Genomic DNA, 25,855 nt, shown 5'->3' with positions numbered 1-25,855 from the left:
GGAATCGACTTCCTCGGCCCAACGGCCGTTCTCCTACCGGGAGCTGAGCGGCCGGCAGCCGCGCACGTCACCGTGCGGGCCGGACGGCCCCCCGGGTCCGGGCAGGTCAGGCAGGTCAGGCAGGTCGGGCGGATCGGGCGGATCGCCACCCGGACCCCGGACCCGGGCGGATCACTTGCGCAGCAGCAGGATGACGCCGGCGGTGACCAGGCCGACCACCACCGCGGCCGCGCCGTAGGCGAGCCGGTGCGCGCGCAGGACGGGCAGGAAGCGGTCCACGGCGTACCGGCCGGGCCCGGTCAGGGCGAGCGCGGCGGCGCCGGCGGTGAGCAGCAGCTCGTACTCGCTGCCCTTGGGCGCGAAGAAGCCGCCGCCCCAGGTGACGGCGAGCGCGTTGACCATGGTGCCCAGGATGGCGGCCGCGGCCAGCGGGGTCAGCAGGCCGGCGGCGAGCGCGAGGCCGCCGAAGGTCTCGGTGAGACCGGCGACCACGGCCATGGCGTCGCCGGCCGGGTAGCCGCTCATGGTGAAGAACTGACCGGTGCCGTCGAGGCCGCCACCGCCGAACCAGCCGAACAGCTTCTGACTGCCGTGCGCGGCCATGGTCAGGCCGAGCGCGAGGCGCAGCAGGAGCAGGCCCGCGTCATAGGCGTGCGGCGAGGTCAGCGCGGGCCCGGGGGCTGCCCGGTCCGGGAGGACGGTGGCGGTGGTGGGGGCGGTCGTGCTCGGGCTGGTGCTCGGCATGCGCGTCTCCATCGATCGGGGTCGGTCGAAGCTAAGGGGGTCACGGACGGTTACGGACGAACCGGTCGTTCAAATTCGAACCGCCGCCGTTCGACCGTACCTGGGAGTTCGAATTTGAACAACCGGCGCGAGTGCGGGGAGTGAGCGAACGGGCACGCGGACCGGCCGACCGGTACGTGGCAACCGGTCGCGCCCGCCCGGGCACCGGGGCAGGGTGGAGGCATGGCTCACACGGAATTCCAGCGACCGGCCCGGCCCGGCACCCCGTACGCCGAGGCGCTGGCGGCCTTCGGCGAGCGCGTCCGGCTGGTCGGGCCCGACCGGTGGGACGCGCCCACTCCGTGCACCGACTGGTCGGTGCGGGACCTCGTCAACCACCTCACCGGCGAGCAGCTCTGGGTGCCCGAGCTGCTGATGGGCTCGACCGTCTCCGAGGTCGGCGGCCGGTTCGACGGCGACGTTCTCGGCGCCGACCCGGCCGCCGCCTGGACGGCCGCCGCCGAGGCCGCCCGCACCGCGTTCGAGGTGCCCGGCGCCACCGAGCTGACCGTCCACCTCTCGTTCGGCGACGCCTCCGGCCAGTACTACCTGGACCAGCTCACCGCCGACACCGTCGTCCACACCTGGGACCTCGCCGAGGCGATCGGCCACGGCACCCGGCTGCCGGACGGCCTGGTGGAGTTCGCGCTCGGCGAGCTGGCCGGCTACGGGGACCTCTCCGGCAGCGGAGTGTTCGACCCGCCGCTGCCGGTGCCGGACGGCGCGAGCCCGCAGACCCGGCTGCTCGCCCTCGCCGGCCGCCGCGACCGGCCCTGACCCGTGACACCCGGCGTGCCCGGCCGGTCACCCGGGGTGGTCCGACCGGCCCGACCGGTGCCGGACGCCGGATACTGGAGGTGTTCGGGGGGATCACCGGACGAGAGGCGGGCGCGCCATGAGCCGCAGGCCTGACATCCTCGGCGAGTTCACCGCCGACCACCGGGCGGTGACGGAGCTGCTCGCCCGGATCGAGGCCGCGCCGGACGGCGCGCCCGAGCGCGGCGAGCTGGTCGGGCAGCTGACCGACCTGCTGTTCGCCCACTGCGCCGCCGAGGAGGAGTACCTGTTCCCGGTCGTCCAGCACGATGTGCCGGACGGCGGGGCGGTGGTGTTCACGAGCATCCACGAGCACCTCGCGATCGGCCAGTACCTCTCCGACCTGCAAGGGGTCGGACCGGGCGAGCCGGCCTTCGCCACGCTGTACCAGGGCCTCGCCGACGCCGTCCGCCGGCATCTGGCGGTGGAAGAGGAGCAGGTCTTCCCGCTCGCCCGGAAGGCGCTGCCGGCCGCCGCCCGGGCCGAACTCGGCGAGCGGCTGCGGGCCGGGCGGCGGGAGGCCGCCGAGCCGGGGCCGTAGCGGCACCGGCCGGTCAGGGCTCGCTGCGGGCGCGAGGGCGCCCGGCGGCCCTACGGCGGCGCGGGACCGGCCACGAGGGCGCGGGGGCGCCCGGCGGCCCTACGGCGGCGCGGGCCTCAGGCCTTCGGACTGATCACCGCGAAGCGGCCGCCCTCCGGGTCCTGGAGGCGGGCCACCCGCCCGTACGGCGAGTCGAAGGCCGCCCCGAGGGCCGAGCCGCCGAGTTCCTCCGCCCGGGCGAGCGCCGCGTCGGTGTCCGGCACCGAGAACGACACCTCCCAGTGCGGTGACAGCCCGGTCGGGCCGCCCGCCTGCTCCCTGGCGAGGGCCGCCACGCTGTGGCCCTCGGCCCGCAGCACCACCCGGTCGTGCTCCCAGCGCACCTCGAAGTGCTCCGGATCGCGGCCGTCCCAGCGGAACACCTCGCCGTAGAAGAGCGCGGCCGCGAACGGGTCCGGCGTGCGCAGCTCGATCCAGACCGGCGCGCCCGGCAGGTCCAGGCGCCGGGCCCGGCCCAGCGGGCCCTCCCAGATCCCGAACACCGCGCCCGCCGGGTCCGCGGCGAACGCGACCCGCCCGGCGTCGAAGGCCAGCGGCCCCACCGCCAGGGTCGCGCCGCGCTCTCGGACGGCGTCGGCGGCGGCATCGGCGCTCTCCGTCCCGAAGTAGCTGGTCCACGCCACGGGCATCTGCCAGGCACCGCCGGCGACCCCCAGACCGGCCACCGCCTCGCCGCCGGCCACCGCGTGCACGTACGGGCCGAAGCGGTCCGGTCCGGGCTCGAACTCCCAGCCCAGCAGCGGCCCGTAGAACGCCTTCGCCGCGTCGAGATCACGCGCCATCAGGCTCACCCAGCACGGAACGGCCGCCACGCAGCGCACCTTGGCGGTCTCACCGCTGCCCATCGCGCACCTCCTCGGCGCCCGGCCGCCGGGCCCCTCCCGACTCCCACGGCCTACCGGCCGCCCGGGCGGCTTCAGCCTAGGCCGACATGCCGACCCGGGCACGCCGCGGCGCGCAGGGGCGGCGGCGCTCGCGCCGCCCGCCGGGCGTGCGGCTACCGCCCGGGCGCGGGCGGCTACCCGGCGTAGCGGCGCCGCTCGGGTCCTGTGGGCCGGGTCGGCCGGAGGGCGGGTGCGGTCACCGCCGCCTCCCGCGCCGGTCGCCGACCGGGCCCTGGAGCCGGGCGACCAGGTGGAGGCGGTCGTCCGCCGCGGTGTCGGCGGGCCGGGCGCCCTCGGTCCAGGGCGGTTCGGTGCGCGGACCGGGCCGGTCGTAGAGGTCGAGGACGGTGAAGCCGTGGGCGGCGAGCAGACCGCGCAGCTCCTGCGGGAAGAGCAGCCGCCAGGCCGAGTGCTGCACGACGGCCGGGGCGCCGTCGTCGCTCGTCCAGGTCCGGGTGCGGCGCAGGAGCTGGGCGGCGTGGTCGATCCGGAGCACGGTGTGCGAGGTGCGGGTGACGCCGTCGTGCGTGACGCGGTCGGTGCGCGGGGTGTCGAGGAGGTCGGTGCGGCCGAGGAAGAAGGCGCCGTTGCGCAGCTCGGCGACCAGCAGGCCGCCCGGGCGCAGGTGGCGGCGGAGCCGGCCGAACAGCGCGTCGAGGTCCTCGTTGGTGTGGCAGTAGAGGAGGGCGCTGTCCAGGCAGAGGACGGCGTCGAAGCGGCCGGGCAGGCGGAAGGTCCGCATGTCGCCGACGTGGTAGGCGGGCCCGGGGTGGTGGGTGCGGGCGTGCCGGATCATCGCCTCCGAGCTGTCGACGCCGGTCACCGTCCGCCCGGCGGCGCGCTGCAGCCAGCCGGCGTCCCGGCCGGTACCGCAGCCGAGGTCGAGCACCTCGGGCCCGGCGCGGTGCTCGCGGAGCACCGACTCGGCCCACCGGGCGGCGACGAACCCCGGGTCGGGGAAGCGGAGTTCGTAGAGCTCCGGGGTGTCGGTGAGCAGGTTGTGGCCGGTCATCGGGCCTCGCTGGGGAGTGGGCGGGCGGGGGCGGGCGGCGGCCGGTGGCGCGTCATCGCCCGGCGGCCGGGGCCGGGCGGACGCCGAGTCCGGCCCGGGCCGGGGTGCGGACGATGCCGTCGCTGCCGCCGATGCCCTGCCAGGGGTCGTGGGCGAGCAGCAGGTGCCCGTCCAGGTCGATCCAGCGGGCCCGGTCGGCGAGGTGGACGGCCGGGGCGATGCCGAGCGAGCTGGCGACGAGGCAGCCGAGCATCAGCTCGGTGCCGCTGCCCCGCAGGGCCGCCCGGATGCGCAGCACCTGGTGCACGCCGCCGCATTTGGCGAGCTTGAGGTTGACCCCGTGGACGCGCCCCGCGAGCCGGCAGGCGTCCTCGTAGCCGACGGCGTCCTCGTCGGCGATCACCGGGACCGGTGAGCGTTCGGCGACGGCGGCCAGCGCGTCCGGACGGCCGGGGGCGATCGGCTGCTCGACGGCCTCGACGCCGGCGGCGGCGAAGGCCGGCAGGAGCCGGTGGGCCTGTTCCTCCGTCCAGGCGCCGTTGGGGTCGAGCAGCAGCCCGGCCCCGGGGGCGGCCTCGCGGACGGCGCGGACCCGGGCGAGGTCGTCCGCGGGGTCGGCGGAGCCGGCCTTGACCTTGAGCACGGTGAACCCGGCGGCGGCCAGCCGGGCGGCCCGGTCCGCGGCCCGGTCGGGCGGCTCGATGCCGATGGTGCGGGCGGTGGCGACGGCCACCGGCTCCGGCCGGCCGAGCAGCCGGTGGACGGGCTCACCGGCCCGCCGGCCGGCCAGGTCGAGCAGGGCGGCGTCGACGGCGGCCAGCACCCCGGCCGACAGCTCCTTGAACGGGGCGGCGCCGCGGCGGAGTTCGGCGAGCGCCTGGTCCGGGTCCGGCAGCCGCTCCAACGCCGGGCGCAGCTCGACGAGTTCACGCCGGATGAGCTCGGTGGGCTGGCGCAGGTAGCCGCTGGCGACGGCCTCGCCGCGGCCCGTGAGGCCGTCGTGCCGCAGGGCGACCAGGACGGCGTCGCGCTCGGCGGTCACCGAGCGGGAGATCCGCAGCGGTTCGGCGAGCCGGAGCCGTACGGTGCGTACGTCGAGCCTCATCGGCCCTCCACGGGGCGGTCCGCGGGGTCGGGGCGGTCCCCGGGGTCGCTCCGGACAGCCGGGCCGGCCGGGCCGCCGTACCCGGTGCGCCAGCGCGCCCAGCCGGTGACCTCGACGGCGGCGGGGTGCGGGATCTCGATCGGGCGCGGCGCGGCGTGCTCCGCCTCCAGCCCGTGCCGCCGGCAGAACGCGTCGTCGTAGACGGTGCCCAGGTAGCGGTGCGGACCGTCGGGGAAGACGGTGGCGACGGCGGCGCCCGGCTGCACCCGGGCGGCCCAGGCGGCGACCAGGGCGACGGCGCCGGTGCTCCAGCCGCCGCTGACGAAGGCCCCGCGGGCCAGCCGGCGGCAGGCGTCCACGGCCTCGGCCGGGCCGACCCAGTGGATCTCGTCGAAGGCCTGGTGGGCGACGTTGCGCGGGTGGATCGAGCTGCCGAGTCCGCGCATCAGCCGGGGCCGGGCGGGCTGGCCGAAGATGGTCGAGCCGACCGAGTCGACGCCGATGATCCGCAGGGCCGGCCAGCGGCGGCGGAGCGGTTCGGCCAGCCCGGCGCTGTGGCCGCCGGTGCCGACGCTGCACACCAGCACGTCCAGGTGGTCGAGTTCGGCGGTGATCTCCCGGGCCATCGCCCGGTAGCCGGCCGCGTTGTCGGGGTTGTTGTACTGGTCGGGCCAGTAGGCGCCGGGGAGTTGGTCGAGCAGGGTGCGCACCCGGGCCAGCCGGGCGGCCTGCCAGCCGCCGTGCCGGGCCGGCCGGTCGACGAGCTCCAGCCGGGCGCCGTAGGAGTGGAGCAACTGGCGCATGGACGGTTCGAGTTCGGCGTCGCCGACCAGGACGACGGGGTGGCCGAGGGCCTGGCCGGCGAAGGCGAGGCCGATGCCGAGGGTGCCCGAGGTGGACTCCACCACCGTGGCGCCGGGCCGGAGTTCACCGCGTTCGTGGGCGCCGCGGAGTATGGCGACGGCGGACCGGGCCTTCATCCCGCCGGCGCCGAGGCCCTCCAGCTTGGCCCAGAAGCCGGGGTGCGGGTGCGGCAGCGGGGTGCCGATCCGGGCGAGCGGGGTGCGGCCGAGCAGCGGCAGCAGGTCGGGGTTGCCGAGGGCCGCGGGGGCGAGCAGCGTGGTCACCGGCCACCGCCGTCCGCCCGGCCGGCCGGCGGGTGCCCGCCGTACAGGTGGAGCGGGCTGGGGCCGCCGTCGAGCCAGAAGAAGGGGTAGGGCTCGGCGCTGACGGCGCTCACGCCGTCGCCGAGCAGCCGGGGCAGCACGGCGCTGCCGGTCTGGGCGAAGAGCACCAGCGGCTTGCCGGTGGCGCGGGCGTGCGCGAGCAGCGGGTCGAGCGTGCCGTTGCCGAGGGTCATGCCGGAGGCGAGGATCGCGTCGCACTCGTCCAGCCGGGCGGACGCGTCGGGGTGGACGGTCTCGCCCCACTCGGTGGTGCCGCCGACGAGGTCGCAGGCCAGGTACCCGAGGCCGCGCGAACGAAGCTGCTCCAGCAGGGAGTTGACCACGCCGACGACCAGCACTCGGCCGGTCGTCGCGGCCGGGAGCAGGCCGACGACGGCGTGCGCCCGGGCCCGGGACTTCGCCAGCGAGTCACCGGCCGGGACGGTCACCGGCCGGGCGCCGTGGGCCGGGCCGTGCGGGCGGCAACGCATCAGGTAGGCGTCGAGCGCGGCGACCCGGACCGGTACGAGCGGGTGGTCGAGCAGTTCGGCGACGGACGCGCCGACGCAGTCGGTGAGCGCCTCGGCGGGCAGCTCGCCGGGTTCGACCGCGCAGGAGCCGACGGCCGCGCCGAGGCGCAGGCTGAGCACCTCGTTGCGGTAGCCGCGGGCGCGTCCGGCGTGCCGCACGGCCTGCGTGGTGGTGAAGGCGAGGGCGATCCGCTGCCCGGCCGGGTCGGGCCCGTACGCTCCGGCGCGGGCCCGCCCGGCGATCCGGTCCAGGGCCGTACCGGGGAGGGTGGTGGTCATCCGGACACCGCCGCCCCGGCGGCGCGGTCGGACCGGAGGGGTGCGGGCGGGCCCTTCGACCCGGCGGGCCCCGCGTCCGGGCCGTCGGCGGTGTAGCGGGGGGTCAGCCCGGCGACCAGCCGCTCGGCCTCCCGGCGGGCGCCGGCGCCGGCGGTGTCGGTGGTCATCACATGGCCGAGGTACTCGTTGTTGCTGGTGGCGGGCCGGACGTCGCGCCCGGGGGCGGCGAGGGCCAGCTCGACCACGGCGCCGTCACGCCGGACGGCCGGTTCGCCCTCGAAGCCCTCCAGCAGGCCGGCCTGCCCCTCCCCCGGGACGAGGAAGGCGATCGCGGCGCTGCTGACCCCGGTGCGGTGGACGGTCAGGTCGGGACGGCGGCCGAGCGCGAGGTCCACGCAGGCGGCGGCGAGGTCGACGCCGGTGACCCGGCGGACCAGCTCGGTGATCCGGTTGCCGGCCGGGCGGGGGTTGACCTCCACCACCCGGGGCCCGGTCGGGGTCAGTTTGATCTCGGTGTGCGCGACGACCCGGTCTAGGCCGAGGGCGGCCAGCGCGGCGATGGCCGTCCCGGCCGCGGCGGCCGTGTCTTCGGCGCTCAGCACGGCGGGGAACATGTGGCCGGTCTCGACGAAGGCGGGCGCGCCGCCGACGCTCTTGTCGGTGACTCCGACCACCACCGTGTCGCCGTCGGCGCAGACGGTCTCGACACTGACCTCCGGGCCGGTCAGCAGCTCCTCCAGCAGGACGACGGGGGCCCGGCGCTGGCCGCGGGCGTTGACCGGGAAGGCCTCCAGGGCCCGGAGCGCGGAGGCCAGTTCGCGTTCGTCCGCGACCGCGCGGACGAGCATCCCGGCGCAGAGGTCCACCGGCTTGACCACCAGCGGGAAGCCGAGCTCCCGGGCGGCGGCCAGGGCCTGCTCCCGGTCGGCGCAGAGCGCGTACGCGGGCCCGGGGACGCCGGCCGCGGCGAGCGCGCGGCGGGTGAGGTCCTTGCGGCAAGCCGCGGCGACGGCCTCGGGCGCCGGCCCGGGCAGCCCGAGCCGGCGGGCGACCCGGGCGACCAGCGGCAGGTAGTAGTCGCAGGAGGAGATCACCCCGTCGAAGCCGAGCACCCCGTGCAGCCGCTCGACGTACGGGAGCAGGACGGCGGGATCGTTGGTGTCGGCGGTGAGCACGTTCTCCGCGGCGAGCAGCGGGTGCGGGCCGTCGGTGGGCGCCGCCCGCAGGTAGTGGTGCAGGTCGCGGGTGAGGAAGGTGAAGCGGTGGCCGCTCTCCCCCAGGGCCCTGGGCAGCAGTCTGCTCATGGAGCCGACCCAGCTTTCGATCACCAGCAGATGCGCCACGGATCTCCCTCTCGACGACGCGCGCGGCAAGCCGGTCCGACGTGCCGAAGGCGACCGTAACGGCATTCGTTTTCATTTTCAACACGCTCGCACGGCTCTTCCGACTGGGCGTCAGATGACATTCGTTTTCAGGTACGGTGACGGGGACCCAGCCCCGACCCGACCCGTGGAGCCCTCCGATGGACCGTCCGGATGCCTATGTGATCAGGCACGCCCTACCCGAGGACGTGCCCGGCGCCCGCCGGCTGATCCTGGACACCTTCTACCGCGAGTTCGGCTACGGCTACGTCCCCGACTGGCACGCCGACGTGGTCGACCTCCAGGCGCACTACCTCGACCACCCCCGGCACGCCCTGCTGGTCGCCACCCGGGACGGCGAGGTGGTCGCCACCACCGCCCTGCACTCCCGCGGGCCCGTCCACCCGCCGCACCCGCGCGAGCTGGCCGAGCGCTACCCCGACGGCAGCACCGCCCAGCTGGTCCGGGTCTACGTCCGGACCGAGCACCGCCGGCACGGACTGGCCCGGGAACTGGTGCGCCGGGCATGCGAGTTCGCCGTGGACGAGGGCGGCTACCGGCACCTCTACCTGCACACCAACGCCGCCGTCCCGGGCGCCGAGGCGTTCTGGCGCAGCCTCGCCGAAGAGGTCCACGACGCCCGCCCGAGCGGCGAGCACGGCCCCGGGGTGGCCACCGTCCACTTCGAGATCCCGCTGCGCCGGCCGGCGCGGGTCTGACGCCGCGCTTCCACCCTGCGGGTGGATGTGATGCAGGTCACATCCAGTGGGGAATTTCCGGGGACCGAATCCCCGTTTGCTCCTTCGTAGGCCTAAACGGGGAAAGTTTCCCCGCTATGCTGGGAGGAGCGAGAAAGTGAGCAGCACCGTCGCCGCGGCGACCCGCACCACGGAGCCCGTCCGCACGCCGAAGCTGCGCGCGGACGCGACTCGCAACCGTGAGCGGATCCTGCTGGCGGCGCGGGACGCCCTCGTCGAGCACGGCGCGGACGCGCCGCTGGACGAGATCGCCAAGCGGGCCGGCGTGGGCAACGCCACGCTGTACCGGAACTTTCCGGACCGCTCGGCGCTGATCCGCGAGGTGGCGCTGCTCATCAAGGGCCGTATCCTGGCCATCGCCGAATCGGCGACGGCGGAGGCTTCCGGCCCGTTCGACGCCCTCCAGCGGTTCGCGCACGCCACGGTCGAGGAGAAGATGGGCGCCCTGTGCCCGATCCTCACCAACCGGGTCGACCCCTTCGATCCGGACCTGGTGGACGCGCGCGAGCGACTGGTGACCGCCGTCGGCGACCTCATGGCACGCGCCAAGGAGGCCGGCGAACTGCGGCCGGACGTCGACCCCGGTGACCTGTTCATCGCGATGAGCCAGCTCACCCGCCCCCTGCCGGGCACCTCCTGCCAGTTCCTGGACGGCTTCGTCCACCGGCACCTGCAGCTGTTCCTGGACGGCCTGCGGGCGCCCGCCCGCTCGACCCTGCCCGGCCGGGCCGCGACCTTCGAGGACTTCCACCCCGAGCACTGACCCGCAGCGCCGAGCGCTGACCGACGGCCCGCCGGTCCACTGCCGCACCGGCGGCCGGGGCCGACCGTGCCCGCCCGCACCCCCGACTTTCCCCTGATCCGTACGCACCGCACCCCGAAGTGAGTACTCCCATGCCAAAAACCGACGCCCTGCCGGCCACCCAGCCCGATCCGCGGCGCTGGAAGGCCCTGATATTCATCGGCCTCGCCCAGCTGATGGTCGTCCTCGACGCCACCATCGTGAACATCGCCCTGCCGTCGGCCCAGAAGGACCTCGGCATCACCGACGGCAACCGCCAGTGGGTGATCACCGCCTACGCGCTGGCCTTCGGCGGCCTGCTGCTGTTCGGCGGCCGGATCGCCGACCTGTGGGGCCGCAAGCGGACCTTCGTGGTCGGCCTGACCGGCTTCGCCCTCGCCTCCGCGCTGGGCGGCGCCGCCGCCAACACCGCCATGCTGCTCGGCGCCCGCGCCCTGCAGGGCGTGTTCGGGGCCCTGCTCGCGCCGGCCGCGCTCTCGCTGCTGGCCGTGATGTTCACCGAGGCCAAGGAGCGCGCCAAGGCGTTCGGCATCTACGGCGCCATCGCCGGCGGTGGCGGCGCGATCGGCCTGATCCTCGGCGGCCTGCTGACCGAGTACATGAACTGGCGCTGGACCTTCTTCGTCAACATCCCGTTCGCCGTGGTCGCCGCCGTCGGCGCCGTCATGGTGATCCGCGAGCCCGCCCAGGGCCGCAACCGCAACCGCCTGGACATCCCTGGCGTGCTGCTGGTCACCACCGGCCTGGTCTCCCTGGTCTACGCCTTCACCCGCGCCGAGTCGGACGGCTGGAGCTCCGGCATCACGCTGGGGCTGTTCGCCGCCGCCGCCGTGCTGCTGGCCGCGTTCGCCGTGGTCGAGATGAAGGTCAAGGCGCCGCTGCTGCCGCTGCGGGTCGTCCTGGACCGCAACCGCGGCGGGGTCTACCTGTCGCTCGGCCTGGCCGTGATCGGCATGTTCGGCCTCTTCCTCTTCCTGACCTACTACCTGCAGATCGTGCTCGGCTACAGCCCGGTGCTCACCGGCGTCGCCTTCCTGCCGATGGTGGCGGGCATGATCACCGGCTCGACCCAGATCGGCGCCCGGCTGATGACCCGCGTGCCGGCCCGCTACCTGATGGCGCCCGGCTTCCTGGTCGCCTCGGTCGGCATGCTGATCCTGACCCAGATCGGCCTGGACACCTCCTACCCGGCGCTGATCCTGCCCGGTCTGATCCTGATGGGCCTCGGCATGGGCACCGCGTTCATGCCCGCGATGAGCCTGGCCACGCACGGTGTCGAGCCCCGCGACGCGGGTGTCGCCTCCGCCATGGTCAACACCTCGCAGCAGGTCGGCGGCGCCATCGGCACCGCGCTGCTGAACACCATCGCGGCCAGCGCCACGGCGACCTGGCTGGCCTCCCACGCCACCGCCGTGACCAGCCCGGCCGCGGCCCAGGCGGCGCAGTTCCAGGGCATGGTGCACGGCTTCTCGACCGCGATCTGGTGGTCCTTCGGCATCCTGGTCGCCGCCGCGGCGATCGCCTTCACCCTGATCAACGCCGGTCGCCCCGACCAGGCGGCGACGGGTTCGGGTGCGGTGGAGAGCAACGAGGTGCCGGTGCTGGTGCACTGACCCCCGCGGGGTACACACAAAGGGTGCGTAGCGGCCCGTCCGGTGTTTCGACACCGGGCGGGCCGCTCGCCGTTTCCGGGGCGCTCGGCATTTCCGGCGCGCTCGCCGTTTCCGGGGCGCCGTGGAGACGGCAGCGGCACCCCGGGTAGAAACGGGGAGCAGGCCCCGTTTACTCTGGTCCCAGCTCGAAGCGGGGAACGATCCCCGCTTCATGGACCGAGGTGCGTGGAAATGACCCGGAATCAGAACCCCGGACGCGGCCGGCGGGCCGCCGACTGGGCGGACGGCCGGCTGGGGGTCTACACCCTGGCCAGGGCGAACGTGCGCAAGATCTTCCCGGACCACTGGTCCTTCATGCTGGGCGAGATCTGCCTCTACACCTTCGTCATCATCATCCTGACCGGCGTCTGGCTCACGCTGTTCTTCAAGCCCGGCATGGGCGAGGTGACCTACGACGGCTCGTACGTCCCGCTCAAGGGCGTGCCGATGTCGGAGGCCTACGCCTCGACGATGGACATCAGCTTCGAGGTCCGCGGCGGGCTGCTGATCCGGCAGATCCACCACTGGGCGGCCGTGGTGTTCGTCGCGGCGATGTTCGTGCACATGATGCGGGTGTTCTTCACCGGGGCGTTCCGCAAGCCGCGCGAGATCAACTGGCTGTTCGGCTTCCTGCTGCTCTTCCTCGGCCTGCTGGACGGCTTCTTCGGCTACTCGCTGCCCGACGACCTGCTCTCGGGCACCGGCATCCGCTTCGTCGAGGGCGTGGTCCTGGCCCTCCCGCTGGTGGGCAGCTACGTCCAGATGTTCCTGTTCGGCGGCGAGTTCCCCGGCCACGACATCGTGCCGCGGTTCTTCACCGTCCACGTGCTGCTGATCCCCGGCATCATGCTCGGCCTGCTGGTCGCGCACCTGATCCTGGTCTTCTTCCACAAGCACACCCAGTGGGCGGGCCCCGGCCGGACCGAGCAGAACGTCGTCGGCATGCCGCTGATGCCGGTCTACCTGGCCAAGGCCGGCGGGTTCTTCTTCCTGGTCTTCGGGATCATCGCGCTGATGGCGGCCGTCGCCTCGATCAACCCGATCTGGGCCTACGGCCCGTACCGCCCCGACCAGGTGTCCACCGACGCGCAGCCGGACTGGTACATGGGCTTCGCCGAGGGGCTGATCCGGGTGATGCCCGGCTGGGAGGTCGGCCTGTGGGGGCACACCCTCAACCTGGGCGTGCTGATCCCGTTCACGCTCTTCCCGGTGATCCTCGGCGCGATCGCGGTCTACCCCTTCGTCGAGTCCTGGCTGACCGAGGACGCGCGCGAGCACCACCTCCTGGACCGCCCGCGCAACGCCCCCGTGCGCACCGCGCTCGGCGCGGCCTGGATCGCGCTCTACCTGGTGATGCTGGTCGGCGGCGGCAACGACCTGGTCGCCACCCGTCTGCACCTGTCGCTGAACTCGATCACCTACGCCGTCCGGGTGGGGTTCTTCGTGGTGCCGGTGGTGGTCTTCGTGATCACCAAGCGGTGGTGCCTGGGCCTCCAGCGGCGCGACCGGGACAAGGTGCTGCACGGCCGGGAGACCGGCCTCATCAGGCGGCTGCCGCACGGCGAGTTCACCGAGGCGCACGCCCCGCTCGCGCCGGCCGAACTGCACCGGCTGACCGCCCACGAGCAGCCCCGCCCCCTCGAACTACCGGCCCCGGTGGACGAGAATGGGGTGGCCCACCCGGTCGGCGCGCTCACCCGCGTCCGCGCGAGGCTCTCCCGCGGACTGCACGGCGAGGGCGCCAGGATCCCCCGGCCGACCGCCGAGGAGTACCACGAGATCACCGGCGGCCACGGTCACTGAGCCGCCCGCTCCGGCGCCGCGGCACCGGCCCGCGACCGCGGCAACGGACCGCGCCCGGCCCCTGGACAGGGAGGACATCGTGCACGACCGTACCGACCGGCTGGCCGACACCAGATACCTCCTGCTCACCACCTTCGACGAGGACGGCAGCCGGCTGCGCTCGGCGATCTGGGTGGTGGCGGACGGCACGGCGCTCGGCATCTGGACCCCCGTCCACTCCGGCGAGGCCGAGCGGATCCGCCGCCACCCCCGGGTGCTGGTCGGCCCCTGCGACGCCCACGGGCGCCCGACCGGGCGCCAGCTGCCCGCGCGGGCGACGGTCTGCGACCCGGACGACACCGCGCGCTACCGCACCTCGCTGATCAACAAGTACGGCATGACCGCCCTGATCGCGCTGGCCCGCAGCCGGTTCCGGCTCGGCCTGTCCGGGACGGTCGGCATCCGGATCACGCTCAGCCGGGTGGAGCAGCGGCTGGTCGGGCCGGAGTGGCAGCTGCCGACGTCGTACTGCCCGAACTGAGGGCCCGCGAGGCGGGCGCGGCGGTGCCGGGACCGGTCACAGGACCGGTCCCGGCACCGCCGTCGTCCGTGGGTTCGCCTGCGCCTGTCGGGTCGCCTACGCCTGTCGGGTCGCCTACGCCTGTCGGGTCGCCTTCGTCCTCGGGCCGGACGGGCCCGGCTCAGCCCACGTCGTCCGGAGCCGTGGCGAGGTCGCCCGGCTCGCAGGCCTCCCGGCCGGTCCCGGCGTGCACGACCCGCACGGCCCGGTCGGGACCGCCGGGGACGACCCGCTGCTCCCGCCCGCAGCGCGGACAGATCAGCGGGATGCGGGCCCTCCTGGGCTCCTCGGCCCCGGACCCGGCACCGACCTGCGGCGCCGTCACGACAGCGGGTGGGACGGGACGGGACTGGCGTCCTGGATCTCGCCGTGGGCCTTGGTGAGAAGCTGCGAGGCGAGATCGTTGAGCGCCCGGGCGGCGGCGACCTCCTCGCCGACCCGCAGCTGCTCCGGGTCCGACGGGTGGCGGCTGGTGTAGCCGTGGGCGCGGATTTCGGTTCCGTCACCGAGTCTCAGCAGGGCGGCGGCGGCCGTCCGCGCGCCCTCCTCACGGAACTCCATCTCGATGTGCCAACCAACGAGTGTCTGCATGGCGGATCACCTCCAGAGATTCCTTCTCCAGAGTGCGCCGCCTGCGGCGCGAGCACCAGGGGAGGCGGATACAGCTCGACTTGAACACGTTCAAGTGTCCCGCGTACAGTCACTGGCGCAAGGCTTTGAACGTGTTCAAGGAAGGGGTGCGGCCATCATGGGCAGCGGCACCGCGGAGCTGGTCGACCTGCTGGTGCTGCTCGGCATGGGCGCCGTGATCCCGCTCGGCCTGACCCTGATCGACGAGCCCGGGCTGGCCCGCGTCCGCCGGCTCTGGCCCCTGGCCGCCGTCCCCGGCGCACTGTCGCTCTGGCTGCCGCGCGGCGGCCTCGCCACCGGCTGCGCCGCACTCTACGCGCTCGGCACCCTCGCCCTGGCCGCCCACGCCCCGGTCCGGCTCGCCCGCACCCGCTCGCTCGCGCCGCGCGAGATCGCCGTGCTCACCGCCCTCGCCACCCCCTCGGTGGCCGGGCTCGCGCTGGTCGCCGAGCGCTCGGGCCACGAACTCCTCGGCTTCGACCTCGACATCCTGGCGCTGACCGTGCCGCACTTCCACTACGCCGGGTTCACCGCCGCCCTGGTCGCCGGGCTGGTCTGCCGGGCCGCGCCGGAGAGCGCCGCCGCCCGCTGGGCCGCGCTCAGCGTGCCGCTCGGCACCCTGCTCGTCCTGGCCGGCTACTTCGTCGACGACTGGGCCGAACTCGCCGGAGCCGTCGTGCTCACCACCGGGATGTGGCTGGTCGGCCTGCTCACCTGGCGGGACCTGCGCACCCGCACCGCCGACCGGCCCGCCGCCGTCCTGCTCGGGACCGCCTCCGCCGTCCTCGCCGCGACCATGCTGCTCGCGCTCTGGTGGGCGCTGGGCGAGGCCTCCGGTATCCCGCACCCCACCCTCACCTGGATGGCCGCCACCCACGGCGTCGGCAACGCCCTCGGCTTCGCGCTCTGCTCGCTGCTCGCCTGGCGCCGCCTCGCCCGACCCCAGGCGCCGACCGCGCGCCTCCCCCACCCGAAGGAAGCCCTGCGATGAACCGCCCCCGGGCCACCGACCTCAACTACCCCGAGACCGGCGCCAGTACCTCCCCCGACCGCCCGCTGCCCGGCGGCTACCACCACCTCCGCCACCGCGCCCTGATCGGCCACGGCCGCGCCGCCCTGGACGCCGCCGGAGCCGCCGTGCTCGACTGGCGGATGCACCGCGCCGCCGGCGTCCGCATCGCCGCCGAAGCCACCCGGGCCACCCCCGGCACCGCCGTCACCTGTGCGATCGGCCTCGGACCGGTGCGCGCCGCCGCCCCCTGCCGGGTGATCTGGAGCGCGGGCGGCCCCGACCGCTTCGGCTTCGCGTACGGCACCCGGCGCGGGCACCTCGCGGTCGGCGAGGAGACCTTCCTGGTCGAGATGGGCCCCGACAAGGCCGTCTGGTTCACCGTGAACGCCTTCAGCCGCCCCGACCGCTGGTTCGCCCACCTCGCCGGCCCGCTGCTCCCGCTGGGCCAGCGGCTCTTCGCCCGCCGCTGCGCCCGCGCCCTGACCCGGATCGCCGCAGTGGCGGAACAGCGGGCGTCGGCGGGGCGGTAGCAGCTCGCCGCCTTCCTGCGGCTGGCCGACGCCTGGGCCGCGGAGCACTGTCCCGACCGCCGTGCGCCGCTGGCGGCCGCCCTCGCCCGCGCGGTGGGCCTGGGCGCGGACACCGGGGAGGCGTAGCACCGGCCCCCCGACCCGCCGCCCGCCCGACCGCCGGGCGGACCGACGCGGTCCGTACGGCAGACGGCGGCCGCCCTCGCCCGCGCGGTGGGCCTGGGCGCGGACACCGGGGAGGCCGCGCCGGGGTCAGGCCGGGTGGACCGGGACGGTGACCAGGACGGTGGCGCCGTCCAGGGTGCGGACCTCGAAGTGGTCGATGTCGGTGGGCTGGAGGCCCGTGCCGCCGGTGGTCCGCAGGGCGGCCGGGGCCGCGCCGGTGGTGCCGTAGCCGGCCGCGGGGACGCTCCAGCTGGTCACCGTCCAGCGCTCCCCGGTGTGCGAGACGGCGACCAGATCGCAGCTCAACGGGCCCTGGACGTTGGAGAGTTCGAGGCTCACCTGGCTGCCCCACCCCTTGCCGTCGACGCCGACGACGGCGTGCGCGCCGGTGGTCGGGTCGGTGGCGGTGAACTGCTGGGCCGCGACGGCGACCACGCCGGGCGTGGAGTCCGCGGTGACCACGACGGCGGTGACGGCCGGACCGGCGACCACCAGGACCGCGGCCGCGGCGACCAGGACCAGCCGCCGCACCCTCCCCCGGCGTCGGCCTGCCGAGACCTCGGCGACCAGCCGGTCCAGCAGTCGCCCGTCCGGCCGGGGCGCCGGCCCTGCCGGATCGATCCCGGCGGCCTCGGCGGAGGCCGCGTACTCGGCCAGCAGCGGCTCCACGAAGCCGAGTTCGGCCACCTCCCGGGTGCACTGCGGGCAGCCGGCCAGGTGCGCCGCGAACGCGTCGCGCTCGGCCGGTTCGAGCAGGCCGAGGAGGTAGCCGCCGACGTCCAGGTGCTCGCCCCCGGCGGCGTGGCCCTGCTCGGAGCCGGTCGGTCCGGGCTCGGACGATGTCACGATGTCACTCCCCGTTCCTCCAGCGCGAGCTTCAGCGAGCGCAGTGCGTAGAACACCCGCGACCGTACGGTACCGGCCGGGATGCCGAGTTCGGCGGCCGCCTCGTTCACCGAGCGGCCCTTGAAGTAGGTCTCGACGACGACCTGCCGGTGCGCCTCCGAGAGGTCCCCGAGCGCCTCCGAGATGGTCATCAGCCGCAGTGCGCGGTCCAGTTCGTCCTCCGCGGGCAGCAGCTCCAGCGGTGCCGGGTCGACCTCGCGCGGGCGGGCCAGGCTGCTGCGGTGGCCGTCGATGACGATCCGCCGGGCGACCGTGACCAGCCAGGGCCGCAGCGAGCCGCCGCCCGGGTCGAGCCGGTCGATGTTGCGCCAGGCCCGGACCAGCGTCTCCTGCACCACGTCCTCGGCCCGCTGGCGGTCCCCCGCGACCAGGTGGAGGACGAAGCCGAAGAGCGGCCCCGCGTGCTCGTGGTACAGGGCTCGCATCAGTTCTTCGTCCGGGGCGGCGGCGCCGCGTGCGGGCGCACCGCCACCGCGGTGCTCGTCGGTCACGACGCCATTTTCGCGCACCCGTACCTCCGGGTCGAGGGTTCCACGTCCGGTCCGGACCGTCGTCGGGGCGGGTCAGTAGCCACCGCCGGGGGCGGCCGGCGTGCTCGGGGCGGAACTCGCGGCGCCCGCCTTGCCACCCGCCGGGGTCAGCGCCCACCAGGTGCCGCCGACGCCCTGGCCCTTGGTGTCACCGGGCTGCTTGTCGGGCGCGTAGCGGTAGGCCGGCCAGCCGTTCAGGGTGATCTGCTTGCTGCCGTCGGCCCGGGTGACGGTGCCGACCAGCTTGCTGTCGATGCCCTTGACGGTGACCGAGCCGTCGGCCGGCGCGGGTGGCCAGATCGAGGCGCAGTTGCCGTTGCAGTGGGACATCGGGGGCTGCGCGGTGTCCTGGTCGAAGCGGTAGAGGGTGAAGCCGGCGCTGTCGGTCACGATGGTGCCGAGCTTGGGGTCGGTGGCCGTCTTCAGGGTGGCGTCGGCGGGGGCGGCGGGGCTGCTCGGCGTCGCGGGCGCGGTCGGGGCGGCGCCGGAGCCGGCGGGCGTGGCGGACCCGCCGCTGCCGGAGCCGGACGACCCGCACCCGGCTACCAGGGCGCCCACGGCGATCCCGGACGCGGCGAGCACGGCGATCCGACTGGTGCGGGTGGTGCGACTGGTGCTGCGCATGGGTGCTTCTCCCCCGGCTGGACGCGCACGGCCGCTCGGACACGGGCCGCGCTGTTCGTACCGCGCTGACGCGGACACCCACCAGTACGGGCGCCGACGGCGGAGCACTCAACGCCCGACCGGGAAATCCGCGGGAGGGGGCTCCGGAATAGTGCGCGGACGGTCGCGGTTGTGCCGGGCAGATGGCCTGAACCGCCACCCCCGGAAGGGCAGGAACCGCGAGATGAGCAACACGGTCGAGCTGACCAAGGAGAACTTCGACGACATCGTCCCTGGCCAGGACGGTAAGGACTTCGTCTTCATCGACTTCTGGGCGGCCTGGTGCGGCCCGTGCCGCCAGTTCGCCCCGGTCTACGAGAAGGCGGCCGAGCGCCACTCGGACCTGGTCTTCGCGAAGGTCGACACCGAGGCGCAGCAGGAGCTGGCCGCCGCGTTCGGCATCCAGTCGATCCCGACGCTGGCGATCATCCGCGAGGGCGTGCTGGTGTTCTCGCAGGCGGGCGCGCTGCCGGAGGCCGTGTTCGAGGATCTGATCGGTCAGGCCCGCAAGCTGGACATGGCCGAGGTGAAGCGCAAGGTCGCGGCGGAGCAGAACGGCGGCCCGGAGGCCTGAGCGCGGCCGTCGGGGCGGCCGGTCGGGCGGGCGGAGCCGCCCGGGGCCGGTCGTACGGCGGCGCGGGTGACTCCGCGACGGTAGGCCCGGGTGGCGAGTGCCCCCGGGCCCGTCGCCGTTGCGGGCCGTCGTCACCCGGTCCGCCGGGGCGCCCCGGTCAGGGCGTGGGCAGCCGGGCCGCGAGGCCGTCCAGGAACAGGCGCAGCGCGAGTTCGAAGCCGCGCTCGTCCAGCCCGGGTGCCCCGGAGCCGGGTCCGCCGCCGCGTTCGGCGGCGGCCTCCAGCGCACCGGCGAGGGCCGGGTAGCGGGGCCGGTACTCGGCCGGCGGGCGGGTGAAGCCCGCGGTGAAGGTCTCCAGCGCGGACCCGAGCACCAGGTAGTCGACCGCGGCGGCGACCTCGGCGGCGTCGGCGGGCGCCAGCCCGGCCCGGCCGAGCGCCCCGAGCAGGGCTTCGTAGCCGAGCAGTTGGAGGTCGGCCCCGACCCGGCGGCGGGCCAGCAGCGCGATGGTGTGGGGGTGGCGCAGGAAGGCGGCGCGGTACCCGCGGACGTAGGCGGTGAGGCCGGTCCGCCACTCCCGGTGATCGGTGCCGTCGAGCGGCCCCAGGTCGATCTCGGCGTTGACGAGCTCGGCGACCCCGTCGATCAGGTCGTCCTTGCCGCTCACGTGGTTGTAGAGCGAGGCCGCCTTCACGCCCAGCCGGTCGGCCACCGCGCGCATGGTGAGGCCGTCGGAGCCCTGCTCGTCGACCACGGCGAGGGCGGCCCTGGCGATGATCTCCCTGCTCAGCAACGCCCTGGTCGGTCGTCCCACGCTCGTCGTCCCTCCCTGCCGGCTGCGTCGGCCCCACGGTATTACAGCCCGGTCTCGACTCTTCCCTTGCCCCGGGTGAGGGGGTTACCGTCCCTGACTAACAAAGTTAGTTTTCTGTGGTGGGCCCGTCCGAGGGGCTCACCACGGGTGACGGCAAGGTGGACGCCCCATGACCGACAACCTCCCGAGAGCCCGCGGCGGCGTGACGCCCGGCGGCCCGGGCAGCGCCCCCTCCGGCGGCGGCCCGACCGGCGACAGCGGTGCGGCCCGGTCCGACGCCGAGCGGCTCGCCGCCCTCGGCTACCGCCAGGAGCTGCGCCGCAGCCTCGGCGTGCTCGGCAACATCTCGATGGGCTTCGCCGTCGTCTCCCCGGTGGTCGGCCTCTACGCCGTCGGCCAGGTCGGCCTCGGGGTGGCCGGCGGCGCCTGGGTCTGGGCGCTGCCGGTCTGCCTGCTCGGCCAGATGCTGGTGGTGGCGGTCTACTCCGAACTCGCCTCGCAGTGGCCGCTGGCCGGCGGTGCCTACCAGTGGAGCCGGCGCCTCACCGGGCCGACCTTCGCCTGGCTGACCGGCTGGATGTGGCAGTTCGCGGTGATGTTCGCCAACACCACCGTCGCCTACCTCGCCTCGCCCTGGTTCTTCGCGCTCTTCGGAGTGACCCCGACACCCGCGCAACTGGTGCTGGTGTCGGCCGCGTTCCTGCTCGCCTGCACGCTGGTCAACGCCTACGGCGTCAACGTGCTGCGCCGGTTCGTCTCGCTGGGCATCGCCGCCGAGACGGTCGCCTCCGTGCTGGTGGGGCTCGCGCTGCTGCTGCTCTTCCGGGCGCACGGCTTCGGCCTGGTGACCGACCTCCTGGACGCCCCCGCCACCGCCGGGGTCTCCACCGGAGCGGCCTTCCTGGCCGTCATCGCGGTCGGCGGATGGGCGTTCATCGGCTTCGACGCGTGCGTCTCCACCGCCGAGGAGACCAAGGACGCGAGCCGGCAGGTCCCGCGGGCGATGTGGTGGGCGCTGATGAGCGTCGGCGTCGTGGTGATCCTGAACGCCGTCGCCGTGGAACTCGCCCACCCCGACCCGGCCGCCGTGGTGCGCGGGGAGGACCTCGACCCGGTCACCACCGCCGTCACCTCGGCCTTCGGCGACTGGTCCGCCAAGCCGTTCGTGGTCGTCGTGCTGATCTCGTTCACCGCCTGCCTGCTGGCCTCGCAGGGCGGCGCCGCCCGCGGCCTCTACTCGCTGGCCCGGGACGGCGTCTTCCCGTTCGCCGACCAGGTCCGCAGGGTCAACCGGCACCGGGCGCCGATCGGCGGGCTGGTCGCGGCGACCGTGGTCAGCTCCGCCGCGCTGCCGCTGGGGCTGGAGTCCACCGCGATGGGCAGCCTGATCACCTTCGGCACGGCCGCCACCTTCCTGCCGTTCTTCCTGCTCAGCGTGGCCGCGCTGGTGGCCCGGCTGCGCGGCGTGTGGCGGCCGTCCGGCCAGGTCTCGTACGGGCGCGCCGGCACGGTGATCAACGCCCTGGCGGTGCTGTGGACCGGGCTGGAGGTGGTCAACATCTGCTGGCCGCGCAGCATCCTGGCGCCGCCCGGCGCGCCCTGGTACCAGGTGTGGGCCGCGCTCCTGGGCGTCGGCCTGGTGACCCTGGCGGGCGTCGGCTACCTGCTGGTCCGGCGGCCTCAGCGGCTGATGCGCGGCGGGGCCTCCGAGGACCGGCCCGTCACGGACGAGCTCGCGCCCGCCGTGCACTGACCCGGTGCCCGGGCCCGCTCACCCCTGCTCGGCCCACCCGGCGAGCCGGGCGGCGAGCGCCCGGACCTCCGTGCGCAGCGCGTCCGGGCGCAGGACGGTGAACGGCCGGCCCAGCCCGGCCAGCATCACCGCGAACCCATCGAGGTTCTGGGCCCGGGCGCGCAGCAGGACGCGGCCGTCGTCCGCCGCGGTGAGCGTCCCGACCACGGGCGGGATCCGCTGCCGGGCCTCGTCGAGGGTGGTCGTGAGGAGCACCTCCACCTCGTGCGTCCACGGCACCGAGGCCAGCGACTCCACCACCCGCTGGACCGGGTCGAAGTCCTCCGGCGGCTCGAAGGGCGTCCCGCTCGGCTCCGCCGTCCCGATCCGGTCCAGCCGGAAGGTCCGCAGCTCGCCGCTGCGGTGGTCCAGCCCGGTGGTGTACCAGCGGCCCGAGTGGAAGACCAGCCCGTACGGGTCGAACTCGCGCTCGCTCGGGACGCCCAGGCGGTCGCGGTAGGCGAGCCGGACGCGGCGCCGGCGGCGGGCCGCCTCGGCGAGCGCGAACAGCGCGGCTCCGGCCGGACTCGGGCCGGCGACGGGCGCCGAGGTCAGCCCCAGGGTCTGCTCCACCGCCTCGACCCGCTCGCGCAGCTCCGTCGGCAGCACCCGCTGGATCTTGGCCAGCGCCGACTCGGCGGCCTGCTCCCCCACCGACAGCCCCGACCGGCGACCGGCCAGCAGTCCGAGCACCACCGAGGCCGCCTCGTCCGCGGTGAGCATCAGCGGCGGCAGCCGGAATCCGGGGCGCAGCCGGTAGCCGCCGTAGCGGCCGCGGTCGGCCTGCACCGGGATGCCGAGGTCGGCCAGCCTGGCGGCGTACCGGCGCACCGTGCGCTCGTCCACCTCCAGGCGGGCGGCCAGCTCCGGGCCGGTGAGGCCGGGCCTGGCCTGGAGCAGCTCCAGCAGGGCCAGGACCCGGCTGACCGGATGGTTCATCGGCTCCCCCTTCGTGGGCCGGCCGGCCCGTGCCGGCCCGGACGGGATCCGGAATTTATCCGGGCGAGATCTGTCCGGCTCCGATCCTAGAGTCGGTGCTGACGGATTCCCCCCGGACAAGGAGTGGTCCCATGAGTACCTTCGTTCTCGTTCCCGGTTTCTGGCTGGGCGCCTGGGCGTGGGACGACGTCGCCCGCCCGCTGCGCGAGGCCGGGCACACCGTCCACGCGGTGACCCCGGCCGGGCTGGCCGAGCGTGCCGCCGAGCCGGGGCCCGAGGTCGGCGTGGAGACCCACATCGCCGACCTCACCGACCTGCTGACCCGCGAGGACCTGTGGGACGTCGTCCTCGTCGGCCACAGCGGCGGCAGCACCGCGGTCACCGGTGCGGCCGACCGGATGCCCGAGCGGATCCGGCGGGTGGTCTACCTCGACAGCGGTCCCGTCCCCGACGGCGCCGCGCTGGGCGACCTCTGGGAGCCCGAGCACCGGGCCCACGTGCTGGCCACCCTGGTCGACGGCCGCCACCCGTTGCCGTCCTGGGAGGAGCTCGCCGCCGCCGGCAGCAGCGCGGACGGCCTGGACGACGCCGCCCGCGCCGCCGTCCGCGAGCGCGCCACCGACCAGCCGGCCGCCACCTTCACCGAGCCGCTGCGGCTGACCGGCGCCGGGGCGGACCTGCCGAAGGCGCTGATCTCCTGCTCGTTCCCGCTGGAGCAGGTCCGCGCCATGATCGCCTCGGGCCATCCGTACTTCGCGCAGCTCGGCGGCCCGGAGTGGGAGCTGCGGGAGCTGCCGACCGGGCACTGGCCGATGTTCTCGCGGCCGGCGGAGACGGCGGCGGTGCTGGCGGTACTCGCGGAGCGGGTGGGCCCGGAAGGCTCCGCGGCCCGGTGATCGTGGGGCCAGGTGATCGTAGGGGCCCGGTGATCGTGGGGCCAGGTGATCGTAGGGGCCCGGTGATCGTAGGGCCAGGTGATCGTAGGGGCCCGGTGATCGTGGGGCCCGGTGATCCGCCGGCCCGGGCGGGGTCGGCGCGCCGCTGTGCGCGGCGGCCCGGCCCGGTGATCCACCCTCTGCGCGCCCGGGTGCTTGCCCCTCAGCGCACTCGCCCGCGTGTTCGGCTGCGCGCGGCGGGCCGGGCGGCGCAGGATGGGCACGGCGCCCGTGTCCCTCCGGGCGCCGTGCCACCGAACGAGAGCGAGGCCGCCCGCCATGAGCCAGACCCCGACCAGCACGACCGGCGCCGAGGCGGCCGCGGCGCCGCCGAGGTTCCGGCGGGTCACCACCGCCGAGGTGACCGGCAGCGGCGCCGACGTGCCGTTCCACGTCGACGTGCTGGCCGGCACCCACCCGCTGACCGCCGACGAGCCGGTGCGCCGCGGCGGTTCGGACACCGGGCCGGAGCCGTTCGCGCTGCTGCTCTCCGCACTCGGCTCCTGCACCGCGATCACCCTGCGGATGTACGCGGCGCGCAAGGAGTGGCCGTTGGAGGCCGTCCGGGTCAGGCTCGACTACGAGACGGACGGGCAGCACGGACGGGTCTCGCGCCTCGTCTCGCTCACCGGCGCCCTGGACGACGACCAGCGCGCCCGGCTGCTCGACGTCTGCGAACGCACGCCCGTCACCCTGGCCCTGCGCGCCGGGGTGACCATCGACACGACGGAGGACCGCACGTGACGACCACCCCCGAGGAGTACGACGTCATCGTGGTGGGCGCCGGCCCGACCGGCGAGAACGTCGCCGACCGGACCGCCGCCGCCGGGCTCCGCACGGTGATCGTGGAGGCCGAACTGGTCGGCGGTGAATGCTCCTACTGGGCCTGCATGCCGAGCAAGGCGCTGCTGCGCCCGGTGGCCGCGCTGGCCGGCGCCCGCGCGGTGGCCGGTTCGCGGGAGGCCGTCGGCGACCGCGCGCTGGACGCGGCCGCCGTCCTGGCCCGGCGCGACTCGTTCACCTCGCACTGGCAGGACGACGGCCAGGTCCAGTGGCTCCGTGACACCGGCATCGAGCTGGTCCGCGGGCACGGCCGGCTGGCCGGCGAACGGGCGGTCACGGTCGAGGCGGAGGACGGCACCGAGCGGCTGCTCACCGCCCGGCACGCCGTCGCGGTCTGCACCGGCAGCCGGCCGGTGCTGCCGGAGGGCGTCCCCGGCCTGGCCGACGCCCGGCCGTGGACCAACCGGGAGGCGACCGGCTCGGCCACCGTGCCCGGGCGGCTGGCGGTGGTCGGCGGCGGCGTGGTCGGCGTGGAGCTGGCCACCGCGTGGCGCGCGCTCGGTTCGGAGGTCGTCCTGCTGGTGCGCGGCGACGCGCTGCTGCCCCGGATGGAGCCGTTCGCGGGCGAGCTGGTCGCGGAGGGCCTGCGGGCCGCCGGGGTGGACCTGCGCTTCGGCGCGGCGGTGGCCTCGCTGGAGCGCGTCGACGGCGCCGGGGTGACGCTGGTGCTGGACGGCGGCGAGCGGCTGACCGCGGACGAGGTGCTCTACGCCACCGGCCGGGCCCCGCGCACGGCGGACGTCGGCCTGGAGCAGGTCGGCCTGAAGCCGGGCACCTGGATGGAGGTGGACGACAGCTGCACCGTGCTCGGCGTCGACGGCGACTGGCTGTACGCGGCCGGGGACGTGAACCACCGGGCGCTGCTCACCCACCAGGGCAAGTACCAGGCCCGGATCGCGGGTGCGGCGATCGTCGCGCGCGCCGAGGGGCGGGCACTGGACACCGCGCGCTGGGGCGCGCACGCCGCGTCGGCCGACAGCGCCGGAGCGCCGCAGGTCGTCTTCACCGAGCCGGAGGTGGCGGCCGTCGGCCTGACGCTGGAGGCGGCCGAGCGGGCCGGGCTGCGGGTCAGGTCGATCGACCACGACCTCGGTGCCGTCGCCGGCGCCTCGCTGTACGGCGACGACTACCGGGGGCGGGCCCGGGTGGTCTTCGACCAGGACCGTCAGGTGCTGGTGGGCGCCTCCTTCGTCGGCCCCGGGGTAGCCGAGCTGCTGCACTCGGCCACCGTCGCGGTGGTCGGCGAGGTGCCGATCGACCGGCTCTGGCACGCCGTGCCCGCGTACCCCACGATCAGCGAGGTGTGGCTGCGCCTGCTGGAGGGCTGCCGGGGCTGAGCTCCGGTGCGGCGGGGGGGCCCACCCCCGGGGGGGCGGCCCCCCCACCCCCCCCCGCACCACGCCCCGGCGGC

At 75.4% G+C, this 25,855-nt stretch carries 28 protein-coding genes; 14 read left to right on the top strand and 14 right to left on the bottom strand.

Going from position 1 to position 25,855, the window contains the following annotated elements; genetic code table 11:
• Positions 1-171 precede the first annotated feature (171 nt).
• Entirely contained in the window at positions 172-744 is a 573-nt protein-coding gene (locus ACFWA9_RS27695) for a DoxX family membrane protein (protein WP_380390570.1), read from the bottom strand.
• 222 nt (positions 745-966) lie between these two features.
• Between ACFWA9_RS27695 and ACFWA9_RS27690 the strand changes: the two genes are divergently transcribed.
• Entirely contained in the window at positions 967-1,560 is a 594-nt protein-coding gene (locus ACFWA9_RS27690) for a TIGR03086 family metal-binding protein (protein WP_380390568.1), read from the top strand.
• 118 nt (positions 1,561-1,678) lie between these two features.
• A complete protein-coding gene (locus tag ACFWA9_RS27685) occupies positions 1,679-2,140 on the top strand; it encodes a hemerythrin domain-containing protein (RefSeq protein ID WP_329486981.1) in 462 nt (153 codons plus the stop codon).
• A 116-nt stretch (positions 2,141-2,256) separates the two neighbouring features.
• Here ACFWA9_RS27685 and ACFWA9_RS27680 read toward each other — a convergent pair whose 3' ends face one another.
• The 6 genes from ACFWA9_RS27680 to ACFWA9_RS27655 form a co-directional block, all read right to left on the bottom strand.
• Positions 2,257-3,045: a VOC family protein gene (locus tag ACFWA9_RS27680; protein ID WP_380390566.1), complete on the bottom strand. Its 789-nt coding sequence runs from the start codon at positions 3,043-3,045 to the stop codon at positions 2,257-2,259.
• A gap of 235 nt (positions 3,046-3,280) precedes the next feature.
• On the bottom strand, positions 3,281-4,096 hold the full coding sequence (locus ACFWA9_RS27675) for a class I SAM-dependent methyltransferase (RefSeq protein ID WP_380390565.1): 816 nt from the start codon (positions 4,094-4,096) through the stop codon (positions 3,281-3,283).
• A 52-nt stretch (positions 4,097-4,148) separates the two neighbouring features.
• Positions 4,149-5,201 (bottom strand): dipeptide epimerase, encoded by a 1,053-nt coding sequence (locus ACFWA9_RS27670; protein WP_380390563.1) that lies wholly within the window; start codon positions 5,199-5,201, stop codon positions 4,149-4,151.
• The gene (locus ACFWA9_RS27665) at positions 5,198-6,328 is read right to left on the bottom strand and encodes a pyridoxal-phosphate dependent enzyme (protein ID WP_380390561.1); all 1,131 of its coding nucleotides are present in this window, start codon (positions 6,326-6,328) and stop codon (positions 5,198-5,200) included. Before ACFWA9_RS27665 ends, ACFWA9_RS27670 begins: the two co-directional genes overlap by 4 nt.
• Positions 6,325-7,176 (bottom strand): Rossmann-like domain-containing protein, encoded by an 852-nt coding sequence (locus tag ACFWA9_RS27660; RefSeq protein WP_380390559.1) that lies wholly within the window; start codon positions 7,174-7,176, stop codon positions 6,325-6,327. Before ACFWA9_RS27660 ends, ACFWA9_RS27665 begins: the two co-directional genes overlap by 4 nt.
• Complete coding sequence (locus ACFWA9_RS27655; protein ID WP_380390557.1) at positions 7,173-8,519, bottom strand: ATP-grasp domain-containing protein; 1,347 nt, start codon at positions 8,517-8,519, stop codon at positions 7,173-7,175. Before ACFWA9_RS27655 ends, ACFWA9_RS27660 begins: the two co-directional genes overlap by 4 nt.
• A 179-nt stretch (positions 8,520-8,698) precedes the next feature.
• Here ACFWA9_RS27655 and ACFWA9_RS27650 point away from each other — a divergent pair, with 179 nt between their 5' ends.
• The 5 genes from ACFWA9_RS27650 to ACFWA9_RS27630 all read left to right on the top strand — a co-directional run bounded on the left by ACFWA9_RS27650 (position 8,699) and on the right by ACFWA9_RS27630 (position 14,072).
• Complete coding sequence (locus ACFWA9_RS27650) at positions 8,699-9,256, top strand: GNAT family N-acetyltransferase (RefSeq protein WP_329486988.1); 558 nt, start codon at positions 8,699-8,701, stop codon at positions 9,254-9,256.
• Between the two features lie 136 nt (positions 9,257-9,392).
• Positions 9,393-10,058 carry a TetR/AcrR family transcriptional regulator gene (locus tag ACFWA9_RS27645; protein ID WP_352296046.1) on the top strand — a complete coding sequence of 222 codons (666 nt, stop codon included), beginning with the start codon at positions 9,393-9,395 and terminating at the stop codon, positions 10,056-10,058.
• 131 nt (positions 10,059-10,189) lie between these two features.
• Positions 10,190-11,710, top strand: coding sequence for an MFS transporter (locus ACFWA9_RS27640; RefSeq protein ID WP_329486990.1), 1,521 nt, complete (start codon positions 10,190-10,192; stop codon positions 11,708-11,710).
• A gap of 231 nt (positions 11,711-11,941) precedes the next feature.
• Positions 11,942-13,552, top strand: a complete 1,611-nt coding sequence (locus ACFWA9_RS27635; protein ID WP_380390555.1) for a cytochrome bc complex cytochrome b subunit — start codon at positions 11,942-11,944, stop codon at positions 13,550-13,552.
• Positions 13,553-13,631: 79 nt separating this feature from the next.
• Complete coding sequence (locus ACFWA9_RS27630) at positions 13,632-14,072, top strand: PPOX class F420-dependent oxidoreductase (protein WP_380390553.1); 441 nt, start codon at positions 13,632-13,634, stop codon at positions 14,070-14,072.
• Positions 14,073-14,232: 160 nt separating this feature from the next.
• On the opposite strand, the gene ACFWA9_RS27625 is transcribed toward ACFWA9_RS27630, so the two are convergent.
• Together ACFWA9_RS27625 and ACFWA9_RS27620 are read right to left on the bottom strand one after the other, a co-directional pair.
• Positions 14,233-14,436 (bottom strand): hypothetical protein, encoded by a 204-nt coding sequence (locus ACFWA9_RS27625; RefSeq protein WP_380390551.1) that lies wholly within the window; start codon positions 14,434-14,436, stop codon positions 14,233-14,235.
• Positions 14,433-14,702, bottom strand: a complete 270-nt coding sequence (locus tag ACFWA9_RS27620; RefSeq protein ID WP_329486993.1) for a DUF1876 domain-containing protein — start codon at positions 14,700-14,702, stop codon at positions 14,433-14,435. The genes ACFWA9_RS27625 and ACFWA9_RS27620 overlap by 4 nt, the downstream gene beginning before the upstream one ends.
• A gap of 157 nt (positions 14,703-14,859) precedes the next feature.
• On the opposite strand from ACFWA9_RS27620, the gene ACFWA9_RS27615 reads away from it, so the two are divergent.
• Both ACFWA9_RS27615 and ACFWA9_RS27610 read left to right on the top strand, forming a co-directional pair.
• Positions 14,860-15,732: a YndJ family protein gene (locus ACFWA9_RS27615; protein ID WP_380390549.1), complete on the top strand. Its 873-nt coding sequence runs from the start codon at positions 14,860-14,862 to the stop codon at positions 15,730-15,732.
• Positions 15,729-16,283, top strand: coding sequence for a DUF1990 family protein (locus ACFWA9_RS27610; protein ID WP_380390547.1), 555 nt, complete (start codon positions 15,729-15,731; stop codon positions 16,281-16,283). Before ACFWA9_RS27615 ends, ACFWA9_RS27610 begins: the two co-directional genes overlap by 4 nt.
• A gap of 252 nt (positions 16,284-16,535) precedes the next feature.
• On the opposite strand, the gene ACFWA9_RS27605 is transcribed toward ACFWA9_RS27610, so the two are convergent.
• The 3 genes from ACFWA9_RS27605 to ACFWA9_RS27595 form a co-directional block, all read right to left on the bottom strand.
• Positions 16,536-17,294 carry a zf-HC2 domain-containing protein gene (locus ACFWA9_RS27605; RefSeq protein WP_352296063.1) on the bottom strand — a complete coding sequence of 253 codons (759 nt, stop codon included), beginning with the start codon at positions 17,292-17,294 and terminating at the stop codon, positions 16,536-16,538.
• Positions 17,291-17,845, bottom strand: a complete 555-nt coding sequence (locus tag ACFWA9_RS27600; protein ID WP_329486997.1) for a sigma-70 family RNA polymerase sigma factor — start codon at positions 17,843-17,845, stop codon at positions 17,291-17,293. Before ACFWA9_RS27600 ends, ACFWA9_RS27605 begins: the two co-directional genes overlap by 4 nt.
• Positions 17,846-17,917: 72 nt before the next feature.
• On the bottom strand, positions 17,918-18,508 hold the full coding sequence (locus tag ACFWA9_RS27595; protein ID WP_352296066.1) for a hypothetical protein: 591 nt from the start codon (positions 18,506-18,508) through the stop codon (positions 17,918-17,920).
• A 223-nt stretch (positions 18,509-18,731) separates the two neighbouring features.
• Between ACFWA9_RS27595 and trxA the strand changes: the two genes are divergently transcribed.
• Positions 18,732-19,121: a thioredoxin gene (gene trxA / locus ACFWA9_RS27590; RefSeq protein WP_352296069.1), complete on the top strand. Its 390-nt coding sequence runs from the start codon at positions 18,732-18,734 to the stop codon at positions 19,119-19,121.
• A gap of 157 nt (positions 19,122-19,278) precedes the next feature.
• On the opposite strand, the gene ACFWA9_RS27585 is transcribed toward trxA, so the two are convergent.
• The gene (locus ACFWA9_RS27585) at positions 19,279-19,935 is read right to left on the bottom strand and encodes a TetR/AcrR family transcriptional regulator C-terminal domain-containing protein (protein WP_352296071.1); all 657 of its coding nucleotides are present in this window, start codon (positions 19,933-19,935) and stop codon (positions 19,279-19,281) included.
• A 169-nt stretch (positions 19,936-20,104) separates the two neighbouring features.
• Between ACFWA9_RS27585 and ACFWA9_RS27580 the strand changes: the two genes are divergently transcribed.
• The gene (locus tag ACFWA9_RS27580; protein ID WP_380390544.1) at positions 20,105-21,688 is read left to right on the top strand and encodes an APC family permease; all 1,584 of its coding nucleotides are present in this window, start codon (positions 20,105-20,107) and stop codon (positions 21,686-21,688) included.
• 18 nt (positions 21,689-21,706) lie between these two features.
• On the opposite strand, the gene ACFWA9_RS27575 is transcribed toward ACFWA9_RS27580, so the two are convergent.
• Positions 21,707-22,666, bottom strand: coding sequence for a helix-turn-helix transcriptional regulator (locus tag ACFWA9_RS27575; RefSeq protein WP_380390542.1), 960 nt, complete (start codon positions 22,664-22,666; stop codon positions 21,707-21,709).
• A 131-nt stretch (positions 22,667-22,797) separates the two neighbouring features.
• Here ACFWA9_RS27575 and ACFWA9_RS27570 point away from each other — a divergent pair, with 131 nt between their 5' ends.
• The 3 genes from ACFWA9_RS27570 to ACFWA9_RS27560 all read left to right on the top strand — a co-directional run bounded on the left by ACFWA9_RS27570 (position 22,798) and on the right by ACFWA9_RS27560 (position 25,781).
• Positions 22,798-23,562 carry an alpha/beta fold hydrolase gene (locus ACFWA9_RS27570; protein ID WP_380390540.1) on the top strand — a complete coding sequence of 255 codons (765 nt, stop codon included), beginning with the start codon at positions 22,798-22,800 and terminating at the stop codon, positions 23,560-23,562.
• A gap of 318 nt (positions 23,563-23,880) precedes the next feature.
• Entirely contained in the window at positions 23,881-24,345 is a 465-nt protein-coding gene (locus tag ACFWA9_RS27565) for an OsmC family protein (RefSeq protein ID WP_329487004.1), read from the top strand.
• A complete protein-coding gene (locus ACFWA9_RS27560; protein ID WP_352296082.1) occupies positions 24,342-25,781 on the top strand; it encodes an NAD(P)/FAD-dependent oxidoreductase in 1,440 nt (479 codons plus the stop codon). Before ACFWA9_RS27565 ends, ACFWA9_RS27560 begins: the two co-directional genes overlap by 4 nt.
• The last annotated feature ends 74 nt before the right edge of the window (positions 25,782-25,855 follow it).

The sequence above is a fragment of the Kitasatospora sp. NPDC059973 genome (assembly GCF_042737525.1).
In the GTDB taxonomy this organism is placed as follows: Bacteria; Actinomycetota; Actinomycetes; order Streptomycetales; family Streptomycetaceae; genus Kitasatospora.
The sequence above is the reverse complement of the archived record's forward strand: the minus strand, read 5'-3'. Positions and strand labels throughout refer to the sequence as shown.

Bases quoted from the DNA above. Each gene is read 5' to 3' on its own strand.
- ACFWA9_RS27695 (WP_380390570.1), bottom strand. From the start codon at position 744: ATGCCGAGCACCAGCCCGAGCACGACCGCCCCCACCACCGCCACCGTC.
- ACFWA9_RS27690 (WP_380390568.1), top strand. From the start codon at position 967: ATGGCTCACACGGAATTCCAGCGACCGGCCCGGCCCGGCACCCCGTAC.
- ACFWA9_RS27685 (WP_329486981.1), top strand. From the start codon at position 1,679: ATGAGCCGCAGGCCTGACATCCTCGGCGAGTTCACCGCCGACCACCGG.
- ACFWA9_RS27680 (WP_380390566.1), bottom strand. From the start codon at position 3,045: ATGGGCAGCGGTGAGACCGCCAAGGTGCGCTGCGTGGCGGCCGTTCCG.
- ACFWA9_RS27675 (WP_380390565.1), bottom strand. From the start codon at position 4,096: ATGACCGGCCACAACCTGCTCACCGACACCCCGGAGCTCTACGAACTC.
- ACFWA9_RS27670 (WP_380390563.1), bottom strand. From the start codon at position 5,201: ATGAGGCTCGACGTACGCACCGTACGGCTCCGGCTCGCCGAACCGCTG.
- ACFWA9_RS27660 (WP_380390559.1), bottom strand. From the start codon at position 7,176: ATGACCACCACCCTCCCCGGTACGGCCCTGGACCGGATCGCCGGGCGG.
- ACFWA9_RS27650 (WP_329486988.1), top strand. From the start codon at position 8,699: ATGGACCGTCCGGATGCCTATGTGATCAGGCACGCCCTACCCGAGGAC.
- ACFWA9_RS27640 (WP_329486990.1), top strand. From the start codon at position 10,190: ATGCCAAAAACCGACGCCCTGCCGGCCACCCAGCCCGATCCGCGGCGC.
- ACFWA9_RS27635 (WP_380390555.1), top strand. From the start codon at position 11,942: ATGACCCGGAATCAGAACCCCGGACGCGGCCGGCGGGCCGCCGACTGG.
- ACFWA9_RS27620 (WP_329486993.1), bottom strand. From the start codon at position 14,702: ATGCAGACACTCGTTGGTTGGCACATCGAGATGGAGTTCCGTGAGGAG.
- ACFWA9_RS27615 (WP_380390549.1), top strand. From the start codon at position 14,860: ATGGGCAGCGGCACCGCGGAGCTGGTCGACCTGCTGGTGCTGCTCGGC.
- ACFWA9_RS27610 (WP_380390547.1), top strand. From the start codon at position 15,729: ATGAACCGCCCCCGGGCCACCGACCTCAACTACCCCGAGACCGGCGCC.
- ACFWA9_RS27595 (WP_352296066.1), bottom strand. From the start codon at position 18,508: ATGCGCAGCACCAGTCGCACCACCCGCACCAGTCGGATCGCCGTGCTC.
- trxA (WP_352296069.1), top strand. From the start codon at position 18,732: ATGAGCAACACGGTCGAGCTGACCAAGGAGAACTTCGACGACATCGTC.
- ACFWA9_RS27580 (WP_380390544.1), top strand. From the start codon at position 20,105: ATGACCGACAACCTCCCGAGAGCCCGCGGCGGCGTGACGCCCGGCGGC.
- ACFWA9_RS27575 (WP_380390542.1), bottom strand. From the start codon at position 22,666: ATGAACCATCCGGTCAGCCGGGTCCTGGCCCTGCTGGAGCTGCTCCAG.
- ACFWA9_RS27570 (WP_380390540.1), top strand. From the start codon at position 22,798: ATGAGTACCTTCGTTCTCGTTCCCGGTTTCTGGCTGGGCGCCTGGGCG.
- ACFWA9_RS27565 (WP_329487004.1), top strand. From the start codon at position 23,881: ATGAGCCAGACCCCGACCAGCACGACCGGCGCCGAGGCGGCCGCGGCG.